Below are 15,904 nucleotides of genomic sequence, written 5' to 3'. Positions count from 1 at the left end.
TATAGCTATGGCCTGGAATGAACCGGGTAATAATGGCAATGACAAAGATCCGTGGAATAACAAAGGCGGACGTGATCAAGGCCCACCTGATTTAGACGAGGTGTTCCGTAAATTCAGTAACAAGTTTAACGGCTTATTTGGCGGTAAAAAATCCGGCAATGGTAGCGGCGGTGGACTTGGCGGAGCCGGTATTTCATTTGTACTTATTATCGCTGCCATTGTGTGGGCGTTAAGTGGTATTTATACGGTGAAAGAAGCTGAACGCGGTGTCGTTCTTCAATTTGGTAAGTTTGACCGAATTGCAGATCCAGGCTTGCGTTGGAAAATGACCTTTGTTGAGACGGTTATTCCAGTCGATATCGAAGCTGTTCGTTCGTTATCAGCATCAGGCTTTATGCTAACTGAAGATGAAAACGTAGTAAGCGTTGAGTTTGAAGTACAGTATCGAGTAATCGACCCATACTTATACAAGTTTAGTGTCACTAACGCTGACAGCAGTCTTGAAGAAGCACTAGATAGTGCGCTGCGTTATGTTGTTGGCCATTCAAAAATGGACCAAGTACTGACTAACGGCCGTGAAGTTGTGCGTCAAAATACCTGGGATGAGCTAAATCAAATCATCGAACCTTATAACTTAGGTTTAATCGTAACTGACGTTAACTTCAAGGATTCACGTCCGCCAATGGAAGTTAAAGATGCGTTTGATGATGCAATTGCAGCTCAAGAGGATGAACAACGCTTTATTCGTGAAGCCGAAGCGTATGCCCGTGAAATTGAACCGCGTGCACGTGGTCAAGTAACGCGTATGACGCAAGAGGCTGAAGGTTACCAAGAGCGTATTACTTTAGAAGCGCAAGGTGAAGTGGCTCGTTTTGAGAAATTACTTCCAGAATACCAAGCAGCTAAAGAAGTAACACGTGAGCGTTTATACATAGACACGATGCAAGAAGTGCTAGGTAATAGCTCTAAAGTGTTGGTTGATGTTAAAGGCGGCAACAACATGATGTACTTACCACTTGATAAAATCATTGAAAAACAGGGTTCATCAACACGTATTGCTCTACCTAGCTCAAGCGATATTAACGATTTACGTAACAAGGTAAATACGTCACGCAACAGCACTGTTAATAGTGGTAACGATCGCTTTAACAATGATCGCTTTAACGACGGGAGATAAGAGCAATGAAAAACTTTAGTTTAGTAATCCTATTAGCCGCCATTGTGATGTCTTTCTCGTCAGTATTTGTGGTTTCTGAAGGCCAAAAGGCGATTGTACTTTTATTTAGTAAAGTACAAAAAGACAGCGATGATCAAGCGGTAGTTTATGGTCCAGGTCTACATCTAAAAGTGCCATTTTTTAGCCAAGTGCGCCGCATTGATGCGCGTATTCAAACGCTAGATGGCACACCGGATCGCTTTGTAACTAGCGAGAAAAAAGACTTAATTGTTGATTCGTTTGTAAAATGGCGTGTTAACGACTTTAGCTCTTTTTACCTGCGTGCACGTGGTGATAAGCAATACGCTGAAACACTGCTTAAGCAAAAAGTAAATAATGGCCTACGTACTAACTTTGGTACGCGTACTATTCGTGAAATTGTATCGGGTGAACGCAGCGAGCTGATGGAAGAAGCGTTAGTACAAGCCTCTGAAAGTGCTAGTGAGCTGGGTATTGAAGTACTTGATGTACGTGTTAAGCAAATTAACTTACCTCAAGAGGTGAGTAGCTCTATTTACCAACGTATGCGTGCTGAGCGTACTGCCGTTGCTAAAGAGCACCGTTCTGAAGGTCAGGAAAAAGCAGAGACGATTCGTGCAGGTGTTGACCGCCGAGTAACAGTAATGCTTGCCGATGCAGAACGTAATGCGCGTTCTGTTCGTGGTCAAGGTGATGCTGACGCTGCTGCGATTTACGCTAGTGCTTATAATAAAGACCCTGAGTTCTTTAGCTTTGTCCGCTCTTTAGAAGCTTACAAGCAAACTTTCAAAGGAAAGCAAGACGTGATGGTGTTATCACCGGATAGCGACTTCTTCCAATACATGAAAGGCGCGAAAGCTCAGTAATCATAGCTTTAGTTAAACTTGAAAGCCCTGCAATTGCAGGGCTTTTTGTTATCTGAATTTTAAGTTTATAAATGACTGTTATTTATGTGATTATTAGCTAAACACTGATGTTTACTAAGGGCTCGAGGAAAAAATAAGCTAAACGGGGTGAACTTTGCTTTAGTTTTCTGGTAAAATCTCGTCCTAATTTTCTCTAAGTGAATTTGCAATGGGTAAAAACGTTGTTGTACTAGGCACCCAATGGGGTGACGAAGGTAAGGGTAAGGTAGTTGACCTCCTTACAGATAAAGCATCTTTAGTAGTTCGTTATCAAGGTGGTCATAACGCTGGCCATACCTTAGTGATCGACGGTGAAAAGACAGTTCTACACCTTATTCCATCGGGTGTATTACGTGACAATGTTAAATGTGTGATTGGTAATGGTGTTGTTTTATCACCAGAAGCGCTAATGAAAGAAATTGGCATGCTTGAAGAGCGTGGCGTACCAGTACGCGAACGTCTTTTAATCAGTGAAGCATGTCCGCTAATATTGCCTTTCCATGTTGCATTAGATGTAGCTCGCGAAACAGCGCGTGGCGATAAACCAATCGGTACAACGGGTCGTGGTATCGGTCCGGCGTATGAAGATAAAGTAGCACGTCGTGGTTTACGTGTTGGCGATTTATTCAATCCTGAATTATTTGCTACTAAGTTAAAAGAAGTATTGGAATACCACAACTTCACATTAGTGAACTACTACAAAGTAGATGCAGTCGATTTTCAAAAAACGTTTGATGACGCAATGGCTGTTGCTGACATCTTAAAAGCAATGGTAGTTGATGTAACTGAGCTTTTAGATCAAACGCGTAAAGCCGGTGACAACATCTTATTTGAAGGTGCACAAGGTACATTACTTGATATCGATCACGGTACTTATCCTTATGTTACATCTTCAAACACGACTGCTGGTGGCGTTGCTACAGGTGCGGGTTTTGGCCCATTACACCTTGATTATGTACTAGGTATCATTAAAGCGTACACAACACGTGTAGGTTCAGGTCCTTTTCCTACGGAGCTTTACGATGGCCTTGAAAAACAAGACCCAGTAGGTAAGCATTTAGGTGACAAAGGTCATGAGTTTGGTGCTACTACTGGTCGTTTACGTCGTACTGGCTGGTTAGATGCAGTGGCTATGCGCCGTGCAGTTCAAATTAACAGCATTTCAGGATTTTGTTTAACTAAACTTGACGTTTTAGACGGTTTAGAAACACTTAAAATCTGTACTGGTTATAAGCTTGAAGATGGTACTGTGACTAACGTTACGCCATTAGCGGCTGAAGGTTACGATAAAGTAACACCAGTATACGAAGAAATGCCTGGTTGGTCTGAAAATACCGTGGGTGTAACATCGCTTGAAGGTTTACCTAAAGCAGCAATTGATTACATTAAACGTATTGAAGAAATCACTGGCGTCCCTGTTGATATTATCTCTACAGGTCCAGATCGTGTTGAAACCATGATACTTCGTAGCCCATTTGCATAATTGGGTTTATGTTGAAAAGAAGCTGCCATGTGCAGCTTTTTTTATGCCTATAAAAAAGCACACCTATTAATAGTGGAACGATCTTTGTATATTATTTAGTAAGTTTATTTTTAAAGTGGTTAATATGCGTTTATCTTCTCGTTGCTCAGTGTGGTCATTATCACTACTTACACTTTCTTTATTTAATATAAGCAATAGCTTAGCTGAAGAAAGCCCTGCAGCTGTGCCGCTGTATACTGAATCTGAGTTAATAGCTTTAATTAATGAGAACACTCATCTAGCCCGCGTGAAGGCAGATAATTGCCAGTTAGTGCAAGATATAGAAGCGCGAGCCAATAAAATGGCATTGCCGTCGTATCAATTTTTATACGGTGATATGCTCGCCTACAAGGTGTGTGTTGAGCGTGATGTAGCTTTAGGTGTGTATTACATGAAAAAAGCGGCTGAGCAGGGCTTAGCGGCAGCATTAGAGCAGTTAGGTCGCTATTACGATGTTGGGCAGTTAGTCCAAAAAGACAAAGCCATGGCAATAACCTACCTCCGTGAGGCCTCAGCGCAAGGTAACTTAAAAGCGCAATTACGATTAGTGGGCTTGTTTAATCAAGGCTATGGAAGTCCAAGAGACTTTGAAGATGCTTATCGTTGGCTGTTTAACACCACGGTAGCCGACAAAGCGACACATAAAAAAATAGAGCGAGCATTAACTAAACTTGCTGAAAAAATGCCAGCTAGTGTCGTTACTCGCGCGCGCTTACCTATGTAACCTAAACTCTGGCTAGAGAAAATAAACCTAATTATGGCTATGATTTAATATGTTAGTAAATCTCTTAATCAGAGTTTAGGTTTATAAATAAAAAAGCGAGAGTGCTTTTTTAGCACTCTCGCTTTTAGTTATTACTCGTCTTTTTTATTGTCTTTGGCTTTGTTATTGGCCGGATCTTTTAATAGCGATATTTTAGGCGGTTGCAATGCAACTACTCGTTCACCCTCTTGTGGTGGCTTTTCCATATCACTGGTAAAAGGCCTCATTTTCACTGGTGCGTCTTCATCACTGTCTTTATCCCCTTTGAGAATAAACAGTGGGATCGCTTCAGGGTTCATTTCTAAATACTGCTGCCAGCTAAACTCTCCAGATATACGTGTTGCACTCACTTTACCGCCTTTGGCAATAACACTGCTTAAGCGAGCATATGCGCCGTTCTCACCAAACAGAATTTGTCGTGATAAAAACGTCGCACTGTCTTTATTTGCTTTGGCGTGCGAAGAAGAGGAACGTAGTGAAAATACATTTTTTTCATTTAATAAATGAGAGAAGTACTGCACCCCTAATGCGTTATGGTGGCGATTAGGTGAAAGCGCTAAAACACTGCGAATCGTGGTTAAAGGTAAATAACGTTCAGCATGCTCCGATTGCGGGTTACCGTAATAACAAGGCAGGCCATCCATACGCGCCATTCTACAGTTCTCCCAAGCAGGATCTGATAGATGAACAGGAATATTTTGCTCTTTTAAGCCACGTGCAATTGCACGCGATACATGGTTTGCACCTATGATTAAAATAGTATTAGGGGATGGTTGACGCACTCCAAGTAGTTTCGCAACAGGGATAGCCGTTAAGCTTTGCAGTACCACAGTAACAATAATAACAGTAAATATGAGTGGCACCATTTTTTCGGCATCGGCCACTCCCGCTTCCATCATACTCAGCGCAAATACTGAACCAACGGCTGCTGCAACAATACCGCGAGGTGCAATCCAAGCAAGTACTAGGCGTGATTTCATCGGTAAGTCTGTACCAAAGGTTGAAATAGCAATACACAATGGGCGCGCAATAAATAGCACAATAGCTAAAAATATAAATACGTCGCTGTCGAGCATCATTAAATCAGAGAGTTGTAGTCTTGCAGCCAATAAAATAAATAAAGTTGAGATTAAAATCATCGACAAATCTTCTTTAAACTCGAGTACCGAATCTATTTCCAAGTCATCTTGATTAGCTAACCAAATGCCAAACACCGTCACAGCCAGTAAGCCTGACTCATGGCTTATATGGTTTGAAATAGAAAAGCTAATTAACACTAACGCTAAAATACCAAACTTATGTAGCTCAAATGGCAACCATTCTCGGCGCATTAGTTGCGTCGTGATCCAACCCGAAACCACACCAATGCTTAAACCAACGCCAACGGTTTTGACCAGTGCAACGATAGTGTGGCTAAGTACTTCACCCTGACCAACCAGCATTACGGCTTCAAACACTAGTACTGCAAATAAAGCGCCAATGGGGTCTATTACTATGCCTTCCCAGCGTAAAATACGATCGATATCCTGGGTAGGTCGCATCGAGTTAAGTAATGGAGCAATAACGGTTGGCCCCGTAACAACAAGCACTGCGCCAAGTACTGCAGCAACGCGCCAATTTAACTCGAGTAACCAATAAGCGCTAAAACTAATAACAATACAAGTTGTAAGCATACCAATAGAGCAGAGGTTTCTGACGACTTTACTGATCCCTTTAAGTTCTCGAAAATGTAAGGTTAAGGACCCTTCAAATAAAATCACAGCGACACTCAAAGAGACCACAGGAAAAAGTAAATCACCTAATAATGCATCAGGGTCTAATACGCCACTAAATGGCCCTAATAAAAGCCCTGTAAGCAATAAAAACAGAATAGCGGGTACTCTAAACGCCCAAGCGACCCATTGGGCTAACACTGAACACAGTGCAATACCGGCTATATAAATTGCTGACATAGAGTAAAAATTCCTTAATTTTAATAATGTTTAAAAGTATAACGGTTACCAACCAGTAATACAGTGGGTATACACGTGTAAATTAAATTTAGCTAATAAATAATGTTTATTCATTTAGTGTTAACGTCTTTTTTGAGAGTGTTATCAAAGTTATAGTCTCTATAATTACTATTTATAGTAGTCTAACTTTATGATATCTATTGAAAAATGCGCATACCTTGTCTGTTGTGACCTATTTAGCTTTAATTTTAGCCTTGATCTAAGCGGCTATTTTAACGTATTATACTTCGTGTTCGAATAATTAGTTATCTAATAAAGTTTGTTATTTAAGTAAGTAAACGTATTAGATATAAACATCTTAACTCTCTTAGTGATTGTTTCAGCGATGTTTTATAATTTTCGAACATAAAATATCATTTACCGAACTCTTTGGTATAGTTTTGCTCAAGGTGTTTATTTGCTTAACGCATATAAATTAAAGTTTGAGTTGAACTATTACCTTTCAATATTTAACCCCCATCGTGGCGGTTAAATCTCGGTCCTTAAGTCATCACCCTATCTGTTGGTGTACCAGACTTAAGAGGCTCTATGTATGTTGTTAATAAAAAAGCCGCACACAGCTTTTTACAGCGATACATAAACAACACTTTATATTTTTTTAGTTAGTACAATCCAATTTTATTGGGTTAATACTATTTATTTTTTGCATCTCAATTTAAAACAATGGTTTTAGAGACGGTGTACGCGTGTGTAAAAAAGTGTGGGCAATGATAAACAAATTCGACGTTATGTTTTAAACATAGCGACCTGGTTTCATTCATCAGTGTGATGAATACAAATAAAATGGAAAGTTGAGCATTTATGCAAAAGTTAAATTGGCGACGTATCGTACTTAAAGTGGGCAGTGCCTTAATTGCACCCGATCAAGATGGCTGTCGTTCACGCTACTTGTTAACCATCGCACAGTTTATCGTTCACTGTCGCGCACGTGGTATAGAGGTTATTTTAGTGTCATCAGGCTCTGTAGCGGCAGGCTCGCATTTATTTCCATCAGAGAAGCCGCGCTCAGTTGTTATGAAAAAAGCCATGGCAGCAGCAGGGCAAACAGAAATGATGGCCATGTGGGATCGCTTCTTTGATTTCCCTTCGGCGCAGCTACTATTAACTCATGGTGACCTACGTGACCGTGAGCGCTATCAAAGTATTCGTGAAACTGTATTTACCTTGTTAGAACACGGCGTGCTACCTATCATTAATGAAAATGATGCGGTGACAACAGATGATTTAAAAGTGGGTGATAACGATAACTTATCAGCGATGGTGGCAGCAGCCGCTGATGCCGACGCATTAATGATTTTTTCAGATGTAGATGGGCTGTATGACAAAAACCCAAATCTGCATGACGATGCCGTATTATTGCCTGAAATAAAATCAATTGATGATTCTATTTATGCTATGGCAGGATGTGCTACCAGTGCAGTAGGCACCGGTGGTATGAAAACCAAGATTGAAGCGGCAGAAAAAGCCACATCACATGGTATTGCAACGTATATTATTAATGGCTTTAAAGAAGAAACCTTTACTCGTTTATTAGCGGGCGAAAATCCAGGTAGTGTGTTCTTGCCTTATGAAAAACCAATGCAAGACTCTATTCACTGGATGACACATACTGCAAATGAACAAGGTGAAGTGGTTGTCGATGGGTCATTTGATGATTCGCTAGAAGGCGAAGACGGCTGTTTACGAGGCGATGAGATCAAGGAAGTACATGGCGAGTTTGCTGTGGGCGATACTATCTTAGTTCGCAGTGAAGATGGCACGCGTTTAGCTAAAGCCACAGCAAATTACAGTAGCTGCTTGTTAAACTTTATTGCAGACAACGAGCAGAGTGAATTCAGCGAAAAAATGCAGGATTCAATTGGACCAATTATTTCAGAAAAAGATATCGCATTATTGGAGAATTCATGAGTTTAATTACGGATATATCACGCCAAGCAGCAAAAGCTGCACATACACTTGCTTTACTCGATACCGAGACTAAAAACAACGTGTTAACCGATATGGCAGCGGCATTAAGAGATCAAAAAGAATTTATAATCAAAGAAAACGAAAGTGACCTAAGCGCTGCGCGTGACAATAATTTAGCAGCGTCAATGATAGACCGTTTAACATTGAATGATGAGCGCATTGAAGCGATGGCTGAAGGTATCGAAGTGATTGTTTCACTTGATGATCCGGTTGGCCAGTTACGTGATATCACTGAACGTCCAAATGGCATTAAAATCCGAAAAATGCGTGTACCACTGGGCGTGGTATGCATGATTTACGAAGCACGACCTAATGTAACGGCTGATGCTGGCGCATTGTGCTTTAAGTCGGGTAATGGTGTTATTTTGCGCGGTGGTAAAGAAGCGCTTAAAAGCTCACAAGCCATTGCTAGTGTAATGCACAGCGTGCTTACTAAACATGGTTTGCCAACGGCGCTAGTTTCAGTTATTCCAGATCCTGACCGTGCTTTACTAATGGAATTAATGCAGCAACGCGACAGTATTGATTTAATTATTCCACGTGGCGGTGAAGGGCTTATTAACTATGTAACAGAAAACAGTACAATTCCTGTTATTCAGCACTTTAAAGGCGTGTGTCATTTATACGTAGATAAAGATGCAGACTTAGAAGTGGCACTTAATCTACTACTTAACGGTAAAACTCAACGTACTGGCGTATGTAATGCCTTAGAAGGGTTAATAGTACACCAAGATGTTGCTGATGAGTTTTTAAACCTGTGCGCGGTAGTGCTTCGCCAAGAAGGCGTAAAAATAAATGCTGATGCCAAAGCGGCAGAGTATTTTGATAATGCCACTGTGCTTGCAGATAACGAATTTGGTGAAGAATATTTAGATTTAGAAATTGCTATTCGTATAGTGCCAAGCTTTGATGCAGCCGTTGAGCACATTGCTCAATTTGGCTCAAATCATACCGAAGTTATCTGTACTAAAAACGATGCTGCGGCAGAGTTATTCCAACGTAGTGTGGATGCATCGGTTGTTATGGTTAATGCGTCATCACGTTTCTCTGATGGCTCACAACTAGGTTTAGGCGCCGAGATTGGTATTGCAACGACTAAGCTGCATGCTTATGGTCCAATGGGGCTTGAGTCACTAACGACTGAGAAATATTTAGTTAATGGTGTTGGTCAAGTTCGCGAATAACTTACCCAACCTTATAAACGATATAAATGCCGAGCTTTTGCTCGGCATTTTTGATCTCGATTTAGCAAAATCAAACAACTAAGCAAACATAAAGATTAAAACAGGGCAAAAAATGATTAACAGAGAAATTTATTTAGAATATAAAACAAGGAAATTACTTAAAGGAGAGAGTAGGAAAGTGGTGGAGCTAAGCAGGATCGAACTGCTGACCTCCTGCGTGCAAGGCAGGCGCTCTCCCAGCTGAGCTATAGCCCCACATTCCTAATTTACATATAATGTAAATGCTTAAGTGCTGAGTCTCAAGCGGGGTGAACTTTAAATATTTTTACGATTTTGGTCAAGTATTTTTTCACAAATTTTTCCGTTTTAACTAATTTTTGTTAAACTCGAGCTCAATATTTACTAAAACGACAATACATAATGAAAAAATACGCGTTAGTTTTCATGATTTTCCTTTTTGGTTGTGCCAGTTCAGTAGATGAACCGCCCTACGAAATTAATAATAAACAATTTTATGACACCCTTGATGGGCAAGGTAACAAGCTTTTTGCTTATGTGGTTTCTGTAAAGGCTAAAAGTCGTGGGCAAATTAATATCAATAAAAAACTAACCCGCAGTGATGTTCAGCGTTTTGCTGAGCAAGAGCATTTTGAAGAGTCGAGTGTTTTAAAATTACAATTAGAAGATCAAGCGGTAGAGTTTCTTAATAAAGAACTAGCACAGCGTAACTATTGTGCAGGTAAGCATGAAATAAACGAAGTACTATGGCGTGATTTAAGTGTGCAATTAAGAGGGCGTTGTTTGTAGTATGTTAGCGGATAAACAAAAATTAGCGGCGGTGTTAGCCCAACTAAATATAGAATATGACGTAATAGAACATCCAGCGCTATATGGCAGCTTAGATGCCGACGAGCTGATGGTGAATCGCCCTGGAACACGCTTAAAAAATCTATTTTTGCGAGATAACGAAGGTAAGCGCCATTTTTTAGTGATCACCGCGCATGATAAACAACTCGATTTAAAATCGTTGTCTAAACAGCAAGGCCTATCGCGCTTAGGGTTTGCCTCTAATGAGCGCTTGGCTAAGTACTTAAAGGTTGCACCTGGTTGTGTGTCAATGCTCAGCTTAATTAACGATAAGCAACGAGATGTAACGCTTTGGCTTGACCAAGATATTTGGTTTGGCGATTTATTTCATTGCCACCCGTTTGAAAATACCCAAACATGGTTATTAACTAAGCCTGATTTACTGCGTTTTTTTGACTTTACTGAGCATCAGCCGCGGGTGATGTTTTTGCCATCGCGCTGAGCCCACAAAATAAGCCCCAGTCCACACAAACACACAGCGAGTAATGTTGTCATAAACGCCGTTTGTCCATGAGCTTGATAAACCACCCCAGGTAATAACGAGCCCAGTGCGCCGCCGCTGTAATAAAATGATACATAGCATCCGTTGGTAACGCTTGGCGGTGCGTGACTGATTTTATTAACCAGTGGTGCCGCTGTGGAATGAATTACAAACATAGCGCCACAAAAGAGTGTGAATGCAATTAAAAACAACAACAGTGAATGACTCATTAATAATACAATACTGAGGTTATAAAACACGAATACCGCGGCCAACAATCGCCAGGCTGAAGTCATTTTTTTTAATAGCCAAGGAGTGAAAATAGAAGCCAAAGCACCCACCAAATAACCACTATAAACAAAGCCAATGTCGCGCGTGTTATTAATTAAAAAGGTATTTTTTAAAATAAAAGGCAAGTAGTTTAATAATGCTGCAAAGCAAAAAAACATACAAAAAATGGCACCATAGAGCTTAAGTGCAGAGCCCTCTTTAAGTTGTTTTATATAATCTAATGGCGATAAAACCTCGGTTGATTTAACGAGATTAAAACGTTTATGGGGAATACTTAACGCTAGAATAATCAGCATGGCTGCTATTAGGTAATAAAAACTCTGCCATGACCACAAGTCGCTAAAGAGCGCAGCCAATACTCGGCCAAAATAACCACCGACAATCGTACTACCAATATATAGCGTCATATTTTTTTGTAATGTATCGGCTTGATAACTCATACCAATATAACTGGTCATAGCGGTTAAAGCGGCAGGTAAAATTAGCCCTTGTAAAAACCGAACAAGTAACAGTAGCTCAAAACTAGGGGCATAAATAAATAATAAGCAGCCGACACCGAGTAAGAACATTGCGATGCGTAAAATTAATAATGGGTTTCGCTTGGCTAGAAACAACCCATACACCAAAGGGGCAATGGCTAAAGGCAGCATAGTGGCAGTCATTAAGCTGCCTGCAATGGCAGGCGCTACATTAAATTCGGTGGCAAATAAACTTAATAATGGCTGTGGTGCGTATAAGACAAAAAAAATAAAAACAGAACAAAGGAGTAAGTGAGATAAGCGCATTGACTGCCGTTAACATTGCTTATTAGTTGAGTCGCATTATATACAAAACTGCTAGGGTTTTCATAAATTAACCTTTATTGCGCTAAATCATGCTTTGTTTTCAGTAGTTTGTTAGATTAATACCAATAGCGCTGTTATTTACGCTCGTTGGTGATTAAAATAGCATTAATATTCGTTTTTAGTGGGAACACGCCATGGGGTCACTACAAGAGCAATTGCTCCAAGCTGGTTTAACAACATCACATAAAGCCAAAGTTGCTAAATCAGAAAAGCGCAAGCAACAGAAAAAGCAAAAGAAGGGAGCGACAAGCAACCCAAATGATTTGCAAAAGCATATTCAGCAAACCAAGCTTGAGCAGCAGCAAAAGGCCGAAGAGCTTAACAAAACGCGCCAAGAAGAATTAAAGCAACGTGAGCAGGTAGCCCGTGTTAAGCAAATCTTAGAGCATCACAATCAAGAGTCAATTCGTGGTGAGCGTACCTTTAACTTTACTTATGAAAATAAAGTAAAGGGTCTTGATGTGAATGAGCAAACGCAAAAGGCGCTCTCGGGCGGGCGTTTAGCAATTTGTGTATTAGAAGGCCAGTTTTACGTATTAGAAGACGAGCCTGCACGCAAAGTGGCTGAGGTTGATGAAAAGTATATTGTGTTTCATGTTGAACCTGAGAACAAAGCCAAGGACGAAGACGATCCGTACGCTGATTTTGAAGTACCAGACGATCTTATTTGGTAAGGTGTTATTAAGTATCTGCTCAGCTAAGGCAAGCTAATATTTGTTTTATGAGGGATACACGTATTTGTTCTGATTGATCGTCAAACCTTATCAAGGACGTATGCTTTTTAAAGATTTATTGACTACAATTATCACAACCGTTTTTTTTAACCGTAAAAAAGAAGAGTAAATACAATGAGCAAGATAAAAACACTTTTATTAGGCGCGGGTATTGGTTTAGCCGCAAGTTTTTCATTTTCAGCCGCCGCTGCTGATGGCGCTGCACTTTACACCGCTAAAAACTGTCAAACATGTCATGGTGCAGATGGTAAAGCACCTATTATGGCGATGTACCCTAAGCTAAATGGTCAAAACAAAGAGTATTTAGTAGCGCAAATGAAAGACATTAAGTCAGGCGCTCGTAACAACGGTATGTCTATGGCGATGAAAGCAATGGTTGCGACTGTGACTGATGAAGAGTTTGAAGCGATTGCCGATTACCTATCAAAAGTACAATAATCGCTAACGAGACCTTAAAAGAGCCACACCTTTGTGTGGCTTTTTTATTTGGTGATTGCCATCATGCGAATACTCATTTAGACTTCTAAACATCTACAATTACTAGCGCTATGCTGTGTTTAAAAAGGCTTGTTATGTTTGATTTACCCCAGCTCGATTTAAAAAATAAAGTATCAGAACAAGAGTGGCAACTACGTGTTGATTTAGCCGCATGTTATCGATTAGTTGACCATTTTCGTTGGGGGGATTTAATCTATACGCACCTTTCTGCTCGCCTACCAGGTACGGATCATTATTTAGTAAACGCGTTCGGTTTAACGTTTGATGAGATCACTGCATCTAACTTAGTTAAAGTTGATTTAAATGGCCGCATTATTGACGATACTCCATTTGATATTAACCCTGCGGGGTTCACCATTCACAGTGCCATTCATGAAGTACGCGAGGATGCCCATTGCGTAATACACCTACACACTAAAGAAACCATTGCAGTTGCAACACAAAAAGAAGGGCTGTTACCGTTAAGTCAGTATTCGATGTTTTCATTACCCTCTCTGTCATACCATGGTTATGAAGGCCTAGCGGTGAATGATGATGAGCGTAAACGCCTGCAAACAGATTTAGGTAGCACCAACCATATGCTATTGGTGAATCATGGCGGCTTAACGGTAGGGCCAACAGTAGGTGATGCGTTTATGCGCTTTTATGACCTTCAACGTGCCTGTGAAATACAGTTAGCTATTCAATCAAGTGCACAAGAAGCGATTGCAGTACCACAAGCTATTATTGATAACATTTATAATCAAGCGAACGTTGTTCACAGCGGCAGTACTGGGGGGCAGCTAGCATGGCCTGCCATGTTACGAAAAGCGTATCGTCTTGACCCAAGTTTTGCAAAATAACCGATAAAGGTTAATAAGGAATTTTTTATGAAAGTAAATCGCGTTGAAGTCTTTGACATTCATTGTCCTGAGCGTCCTGCATGGACGCCGGTATTTGTTCGAATTCATACCGATGAAGGTATTAGCGGTGTGGGTGAAGCAGGTCTTGCGTACGATTTAGGCCACAGTGCCGCTGCTGCGATGATCAAAGAAATGGCCGATGCCTTTTTAATTGGCCATGACCCGTTTCAAACTGAAAAACTATGGTCGCGCATGTTACGTGAAAGTTTTTGGGGTTTAGGTGGTGGGCCGGTGGTTTACGCAGCAATGAGTGCGATTGATACGGCGCTTTGGGATATAAAAGGTAAAGCATTGGGTTTACCGGTTTATCAGTTGCTTGGCGGTAAAGTTAACGACAAGTTGCGTACTTATGCATCACAGCTGCAGTTTGACTGGGACAGTGAATTTAAAGCGCTGGTACAGCCACAAGAATATGCAGAAGCGGCACTAAAAGCGGTGGCGGAAGGTTACGATGCGGTAAAGGTCGATCCAATTCAATACGATAAAGACGGCAACACCTATTACGACCGCACAAATATTATTTCTCGTCCAGAAATGAAACTATACCGCGCTCGTATGCAGGCTATTCGTGAAGCCGTGGGTGACGAAGTAGATATTATTTTTGAATGTCATAGCTTACCAGGGGCGACATCGGCAATTCAAATTGGTGAAATTGCAGAAGAATTTGACTGTATGTATTTTGAAGAGCCGGTGAATTACCTTAACCATTCATTACATGCAAAAGTGGCTGACAAAGTGGCTGTGCCTATTGCAGGCGGCGAGCGCTTGTATAACCGCTGGGGTGTACGTCCTTATTTAGAAGATCAAAGTATTGATGTACTACAGCCAGATATCGGCTTATGTGGTGGCTTTACTGAAACTAAAAAAGTATGTGATTACGCTGATATTTTTGATGTGCGTATTCAGGCACACGTATGTGGTGGGCCGGTTGCAACGGCGGCATCATTGCACTTAGAAACAGCGATCCCTAACTTTTTAATTCACGAGCATCATACTTACGCGATTAAAAAGTGGAATAGAGAGCTATGCTTACAAGATCCACAACCTAAAAATGGCTTTTTTGAAGTATCTGAAGAACCAGGTCTTGGGATTGAGCTTAACGATGAAATTGTAATGCGCTCACAACGTGTAGAAATAAAATAAATGGTTACTACGGGCTTCTAGCTACGAGAGGCGAGCTCAAACGATTTCGTCTCTATTCAATAATTCTAAAGAAGCAAGTTTATCTGCGTGTATTTTCATTCTCTTTATATCGTTTTCCATTTGAATTTGCATGTAATCAATATCAATAACACGCTCTACCATTTTCTCCAAAGTATAATTCTCTTGTTCAATTTTAAATTCTTTGAAGGCAGCTTCAGCTGTTTTCTTGGCCTGATAAATGAAATTTTTATATTCTTTTTTAGTGATTTCAGATTGTTCAATGATTATTTTCGCATCATTCCATGAGCTAATTATTTGAGCAAAACTCTTAGTTATTTCTCTTTTTAACTCGATTACTTTATATTTCTCAATATCAGCCCTAGTTTTCTTGGCATTTAGAAACGCAAGAGCTGCAATTACTAGAGAAAAGCACGATACTACATTTGATAGTTCAATTGCTTTGAACCAATTACTAATTATGGAGCCTACCATAATTAGTAATAAGCAAATAAATGATACCATACCGTTGTTTTTTATCACTTTACTTCCTTTATAAGTGTATCTATATTATTAGTTTTACCACATATGCCAGTT

15 protein-coding genes and 1 tRNA gene are annotated in these 15,904 nt (G+C 40.4%); 12 read left to right on the top strand and 4 right to left on the bottom strand.

Annotated features, from left to right (window positions below; genetic code table 11):
• Positions 1-7 precede the first annotated feature (7 nt).
• The 4 genes from hflK to BG00_RS02615 all read left to right on the top strand — a co-directional run bounded on the left by hflK (position 8) and on the right by BG00_RS02615 (position 4,346).
• Entirely contained in the window at positions 8-1,177 is a 1,170-nt protein-coding gene (hflK, locus tag BG00_RS02630) for an FtsH protease activity modulator HflK (protein ID WP_036980356.1), read from the top strand.
• A gap of 5 nt (positions 1,178-1,182) precedes the next feature.
• Positions 1,183-2,061 carry a protease modulator HflC gene (gene hflC, locus BG00_RS02625; protein WP_008113491.1) on the top strand — a complete coding sequence of 293 codons (879 nt, stop codon included), beginning with the start codon at positions 1,183-1,185 and terminating at the stop codon, positions 2,059-2,061.
• 208 nt (positions 2,062-2,269) lie between these two features.
• Positions 2,270-3,583 (top strand): adenylosuccinate synthase, encoded by a 1,314-nt coding sequence (locus tag BG00_RS02620; RefSeq protein WP_024601937.1) that lies wholly within the window; start codon positions 2,270-2,272, stop codon positions 3,581-3,583.
• A 124-nt stretch (positions 3,584-3,707) separates the two neighbouring features.
• Positions 3,708-4,346: a tetratricopeptide repeat protein gene (locus BG00_RS02615; protein WP_013466021.1), complete on the top strand. Its 639-nt coding sequence runs from the start codon at positions 3,708-3,710 to the stop codon at positions 4,344-4,346.
• Positions 4,347-4,477: 131 nt separating this feature from the next.
• Here the strand turns inward: BG00_RS02615 and BG00_RS02610 are convergent, their stop codons facing one another.
• The gene (locus BG00_RS02610) at positions 4,478-6,337 is read right to left on the bottom strand and encodes a cation:proton antiporter (protein ID WP_036980353.1); all 1,860 of its coding nucleotides are present in this window, start codon (positions 6,335-6,337) and stop codon (positions 4,478-4,480) included.
• Positions 6,338-7,198: 861 nt separating this feature from the next.
• On the opposite strand from BG00_RS02610, the gene proB reads away from it, so the two are divergent.
• Together proB and BG00_RS02600 are read left to right on the top strand one after the other, a co-directional pair.
• Positions 7,199-8,305, top strand: a complete 1,107-nt coding sequence (proB, locus tag BG00_RS02605; protein WP_036980350.1) for a glutamate 5-kinase — start codon at positions 7,199-7,201, stop codon at positions 8,303-8,305.
• Positions 8,302-9,549: a glutamate-5-semialdehyde dehydrogenase gene (locus BG00_RS02600; RefSeq protein ID WP_036980348.1), complete on the top strand. Its 1,248-nt coding sequence runs from the start codon at positions 8,302-8,304 to the stop codon at positions 9,547-9,549. The genes proB and BG00_RS02600 overlap by 4 nt, the downstream gene beginning before the upstream one ends.
• 179 nt (positions 9,550-9,728) lie before the next feature.
• Here BG00_RS02600 and BG00_RS02595 read toward each other — a convergent pair.
• Positions 9,729-9,804: transfer RNA gene (locus BG00_RS02595), tRNA-Ala, on the bottom strand.
• A gap of 165 nt (positions 9,805-9,969) precedes the next feature.
• Between BG00_RS02595 and BG00_RS02590 the strand changes: the two genes are divergently transcribed.
• Both BG00_RS02590 and BG00_RS02585 read left to right on the top strand, forming a co-directional pair.
• Complete coding sequence (locus tag BG00_RS02590; protein ID WP_036980346.1) at positions 9,970-10,356, top strand: hypothetical protein; 387 nt, start codon at positions 9,970-9,972, stop codon at positions 10,354-10,356.
• 1 nt (position 10,357) lies between these two features.
• Complete coding sequence (locus BG00_RS02585) at positions 10,358-10,858, top strand: prolyl-tRNA synthetase associated domain-containing protein (protein WP_036980343.1); 501 nt, start codon at positions 10,358-10,360, stop codon at positions 10,856-10,858.
• Here the strand turns inward: BG00_RS02585 and BG00_RS02580 are convergent.
• Positions 10,825-11,973: an MFS transporter gene (locus BG00_RS02580; protein WP_036980341.1), complete on the bottom strand. Its 1,149-nt coding sequence runs from the start codon at positions 11,971-11,973 to the stop codon at positions 10,825-10,827. The genes BG00_RS02585 and BG00_RS02580 overlap by 34 nt on opposite strands.
• 194 nt (positions 11,974-12,167) lie before the next feature.
• Here BG00_RS02580 and BG00_RS02575 point away from each other — a divergent pair, with 194 nt between their 5' ends.
• The 4 genes from BG00_RS02575 (at position 12,168) to BG00_RS02560 (ending at position 15,310) form a co-directional block, all read left to right on the top strand.
• Positions 12,168-12,707: a DUF2058 domain-containing protein gene (locus tag BG00_RS02575; RefSeq protein ID WP_036980338.1), complete on the top strand. Its 540-nt coding sequence runs from the start codon at positions 12,168-12,170 to the stop codon at positions 12,705-12,707.
• Between the two features lie 174 nt (positions 12,708-12,881).
• The gene (locus BG00_RS02570; RefSeq protein ID WP_036980337.1) at positions 12,882-13,205 is read left to right on the top strand and encodes a c-type cytochrome; all 324 of its coding nucleotides are present in this window, start codon (positions 12,882-12,884) and stop codon (positions 13,203-13,205) included.
• Between the two features lie 134 nt (positions 13,206-13,339).
• The gene (locus BG00_RS02565; protein ID WP_036980336.1) at positions 13,340-14,107 is read left to right on the top strand and encodes a class II aldolase/adducin family protein; all 768 of its coding nucleotides are present in this window, start codon (positions 13,340-13,342) and stop codon (positions 14,105-14,107) included.
• 27 nt (positions 14,108-14,134) lie between these two features.
• Positions 14,135-15,310: a mandelate racemase/muconate lactonizing enzyme family protein gene (locus tag BG00_RS02560; protein WP_036980335.1), complete on the top strand. Its 1,176-nt coding sequence runs from the start codon at positions 14,135-14,137 to the stop codon at positions 15,308-15,310.
• 36 nt (positions 15,311-15,346) lie between these two features.
• On the opposite strand, the gene BG00_RS02555 is transcribed toward BG00_RS02560, so the two are convergent.
• Entirely contained in the window at positions 15,347-15,850 is a 504-nt protein-coding gene (locus BG00_RS02555) for a hypothetical protein (protein WP_036980334.1), read from the bottom strand.
• Positions 15,851-15,904 lie beyond the last annotated feature (54 nt).

Source organism: Pseudoalteromonas sp. SCSIO_11900 (genome assembly GCF_000576475.1).
GTDB lineage: Bacteria > Pseudomonadota > Gammaproteobacteria > Enterobacterales > Alteromonadaceae > Pseudoalteromonas > Pseudoalteromonas tetraodonis.
This window is presented reverse-complemented; position numbering and strand designations above follow the sequence as displayed.

Bases quoted from the DNA above. Each gene is read 5' to 3' on its own strand.
- BG00_RS02600 (WP_036980348.1), top strand. From the start codon at position 8,302: ATGAGTTTAATTACGGATATATCACGCCAAGCAGCAAAAGCTGCACAT.
- BG00_RS02580 (WP_036980341.1), bottom strand. From the start codon at position 11,973: ATGCGCTTATCTCACTTACTCCTTTGTTCTGTTTTTATTTTTTTTGTC.
- BG00_RS02570 (WP_036980337.1), top strand. From the start codon at position 12,882: ATGAGCAAGATAAAAACACTTTTATTAGGCGCGGGTATTGGTTTAGCC.
- BG00_RS02585 (WP_036980343.1), top strand. From the start codon at position 10,358: ATGTTAGCGGATAAACAAAAATTAGCGGCGGTGTTAGCCCAACTAAAT.
- hflC (WP_008113491.1), top strand. From the start codon at position 1,183: ATGAAAAACTTTAGTTTAGTAATCCTATTAGCCGCCATTGTGATGTCT.
- BG00_RS02560 (WP_036980335.1), top strand. From the start codon at position 14,135: ATGAAAGTAAATCGCGTTGAAGTCTTTGACATTCATTGTCCTGAGCGT.
- BG00_RS02610 (WP_036980353.1), bottom strand. From the start codon at position 6,337: ATGTCAGCAATTTATATAGCCGGTATTGCACTGTGTTCAGTGTTAGCC.
- proB (WP_036980350.1), top strand. From the start codon at position 7,199: ATGCAAAAGTTAAATTGGCGACGTATCGTACTTAAAGTGGGCAGTGCC.
- BG00_RS02575 (WP_036980338.1), top strand. From the start codon at position 12,168: ATGGGGTCACTACAAGAGCAATTGCTCCAAGCTGGTTTAACAACATCA.
- BG00_RS02615 (WP_013466021.1), top strand. From the start codon at position 3,708: ATGCGTTTATCTTCTCGTTGCTCAGTGTGGTCATTATCACTACTTACA.
- hflK (WP_036980356.1), top strand. From the start codon at position 8: ATGGCCTGGAATGAACCGGGTAATAATGGCAATGACAAAGATCCGTGG.
- BG00_RS02565 (WP_036980336.1), top strand. From the start codon at position 13,340: ATGTTTGATTTACCCCAGCTCGATTTAAAAAATAAAGTATCAGAACAA.
- BG00_RS02620 (WP_024601937.1), top strand. From the start codon at position 2,270: ATGGGTAAAAACGTTGTTGTACTAGGCACCCAATGGGGTGACGAAGGT.
- BG00_RS02590 (WP_036980346.1), top strand. From the start codon at position 9,970: ATGAAAAAATACGCGTTAGTTTTCATGATTTTCCTTTTTGGTTGTGCC.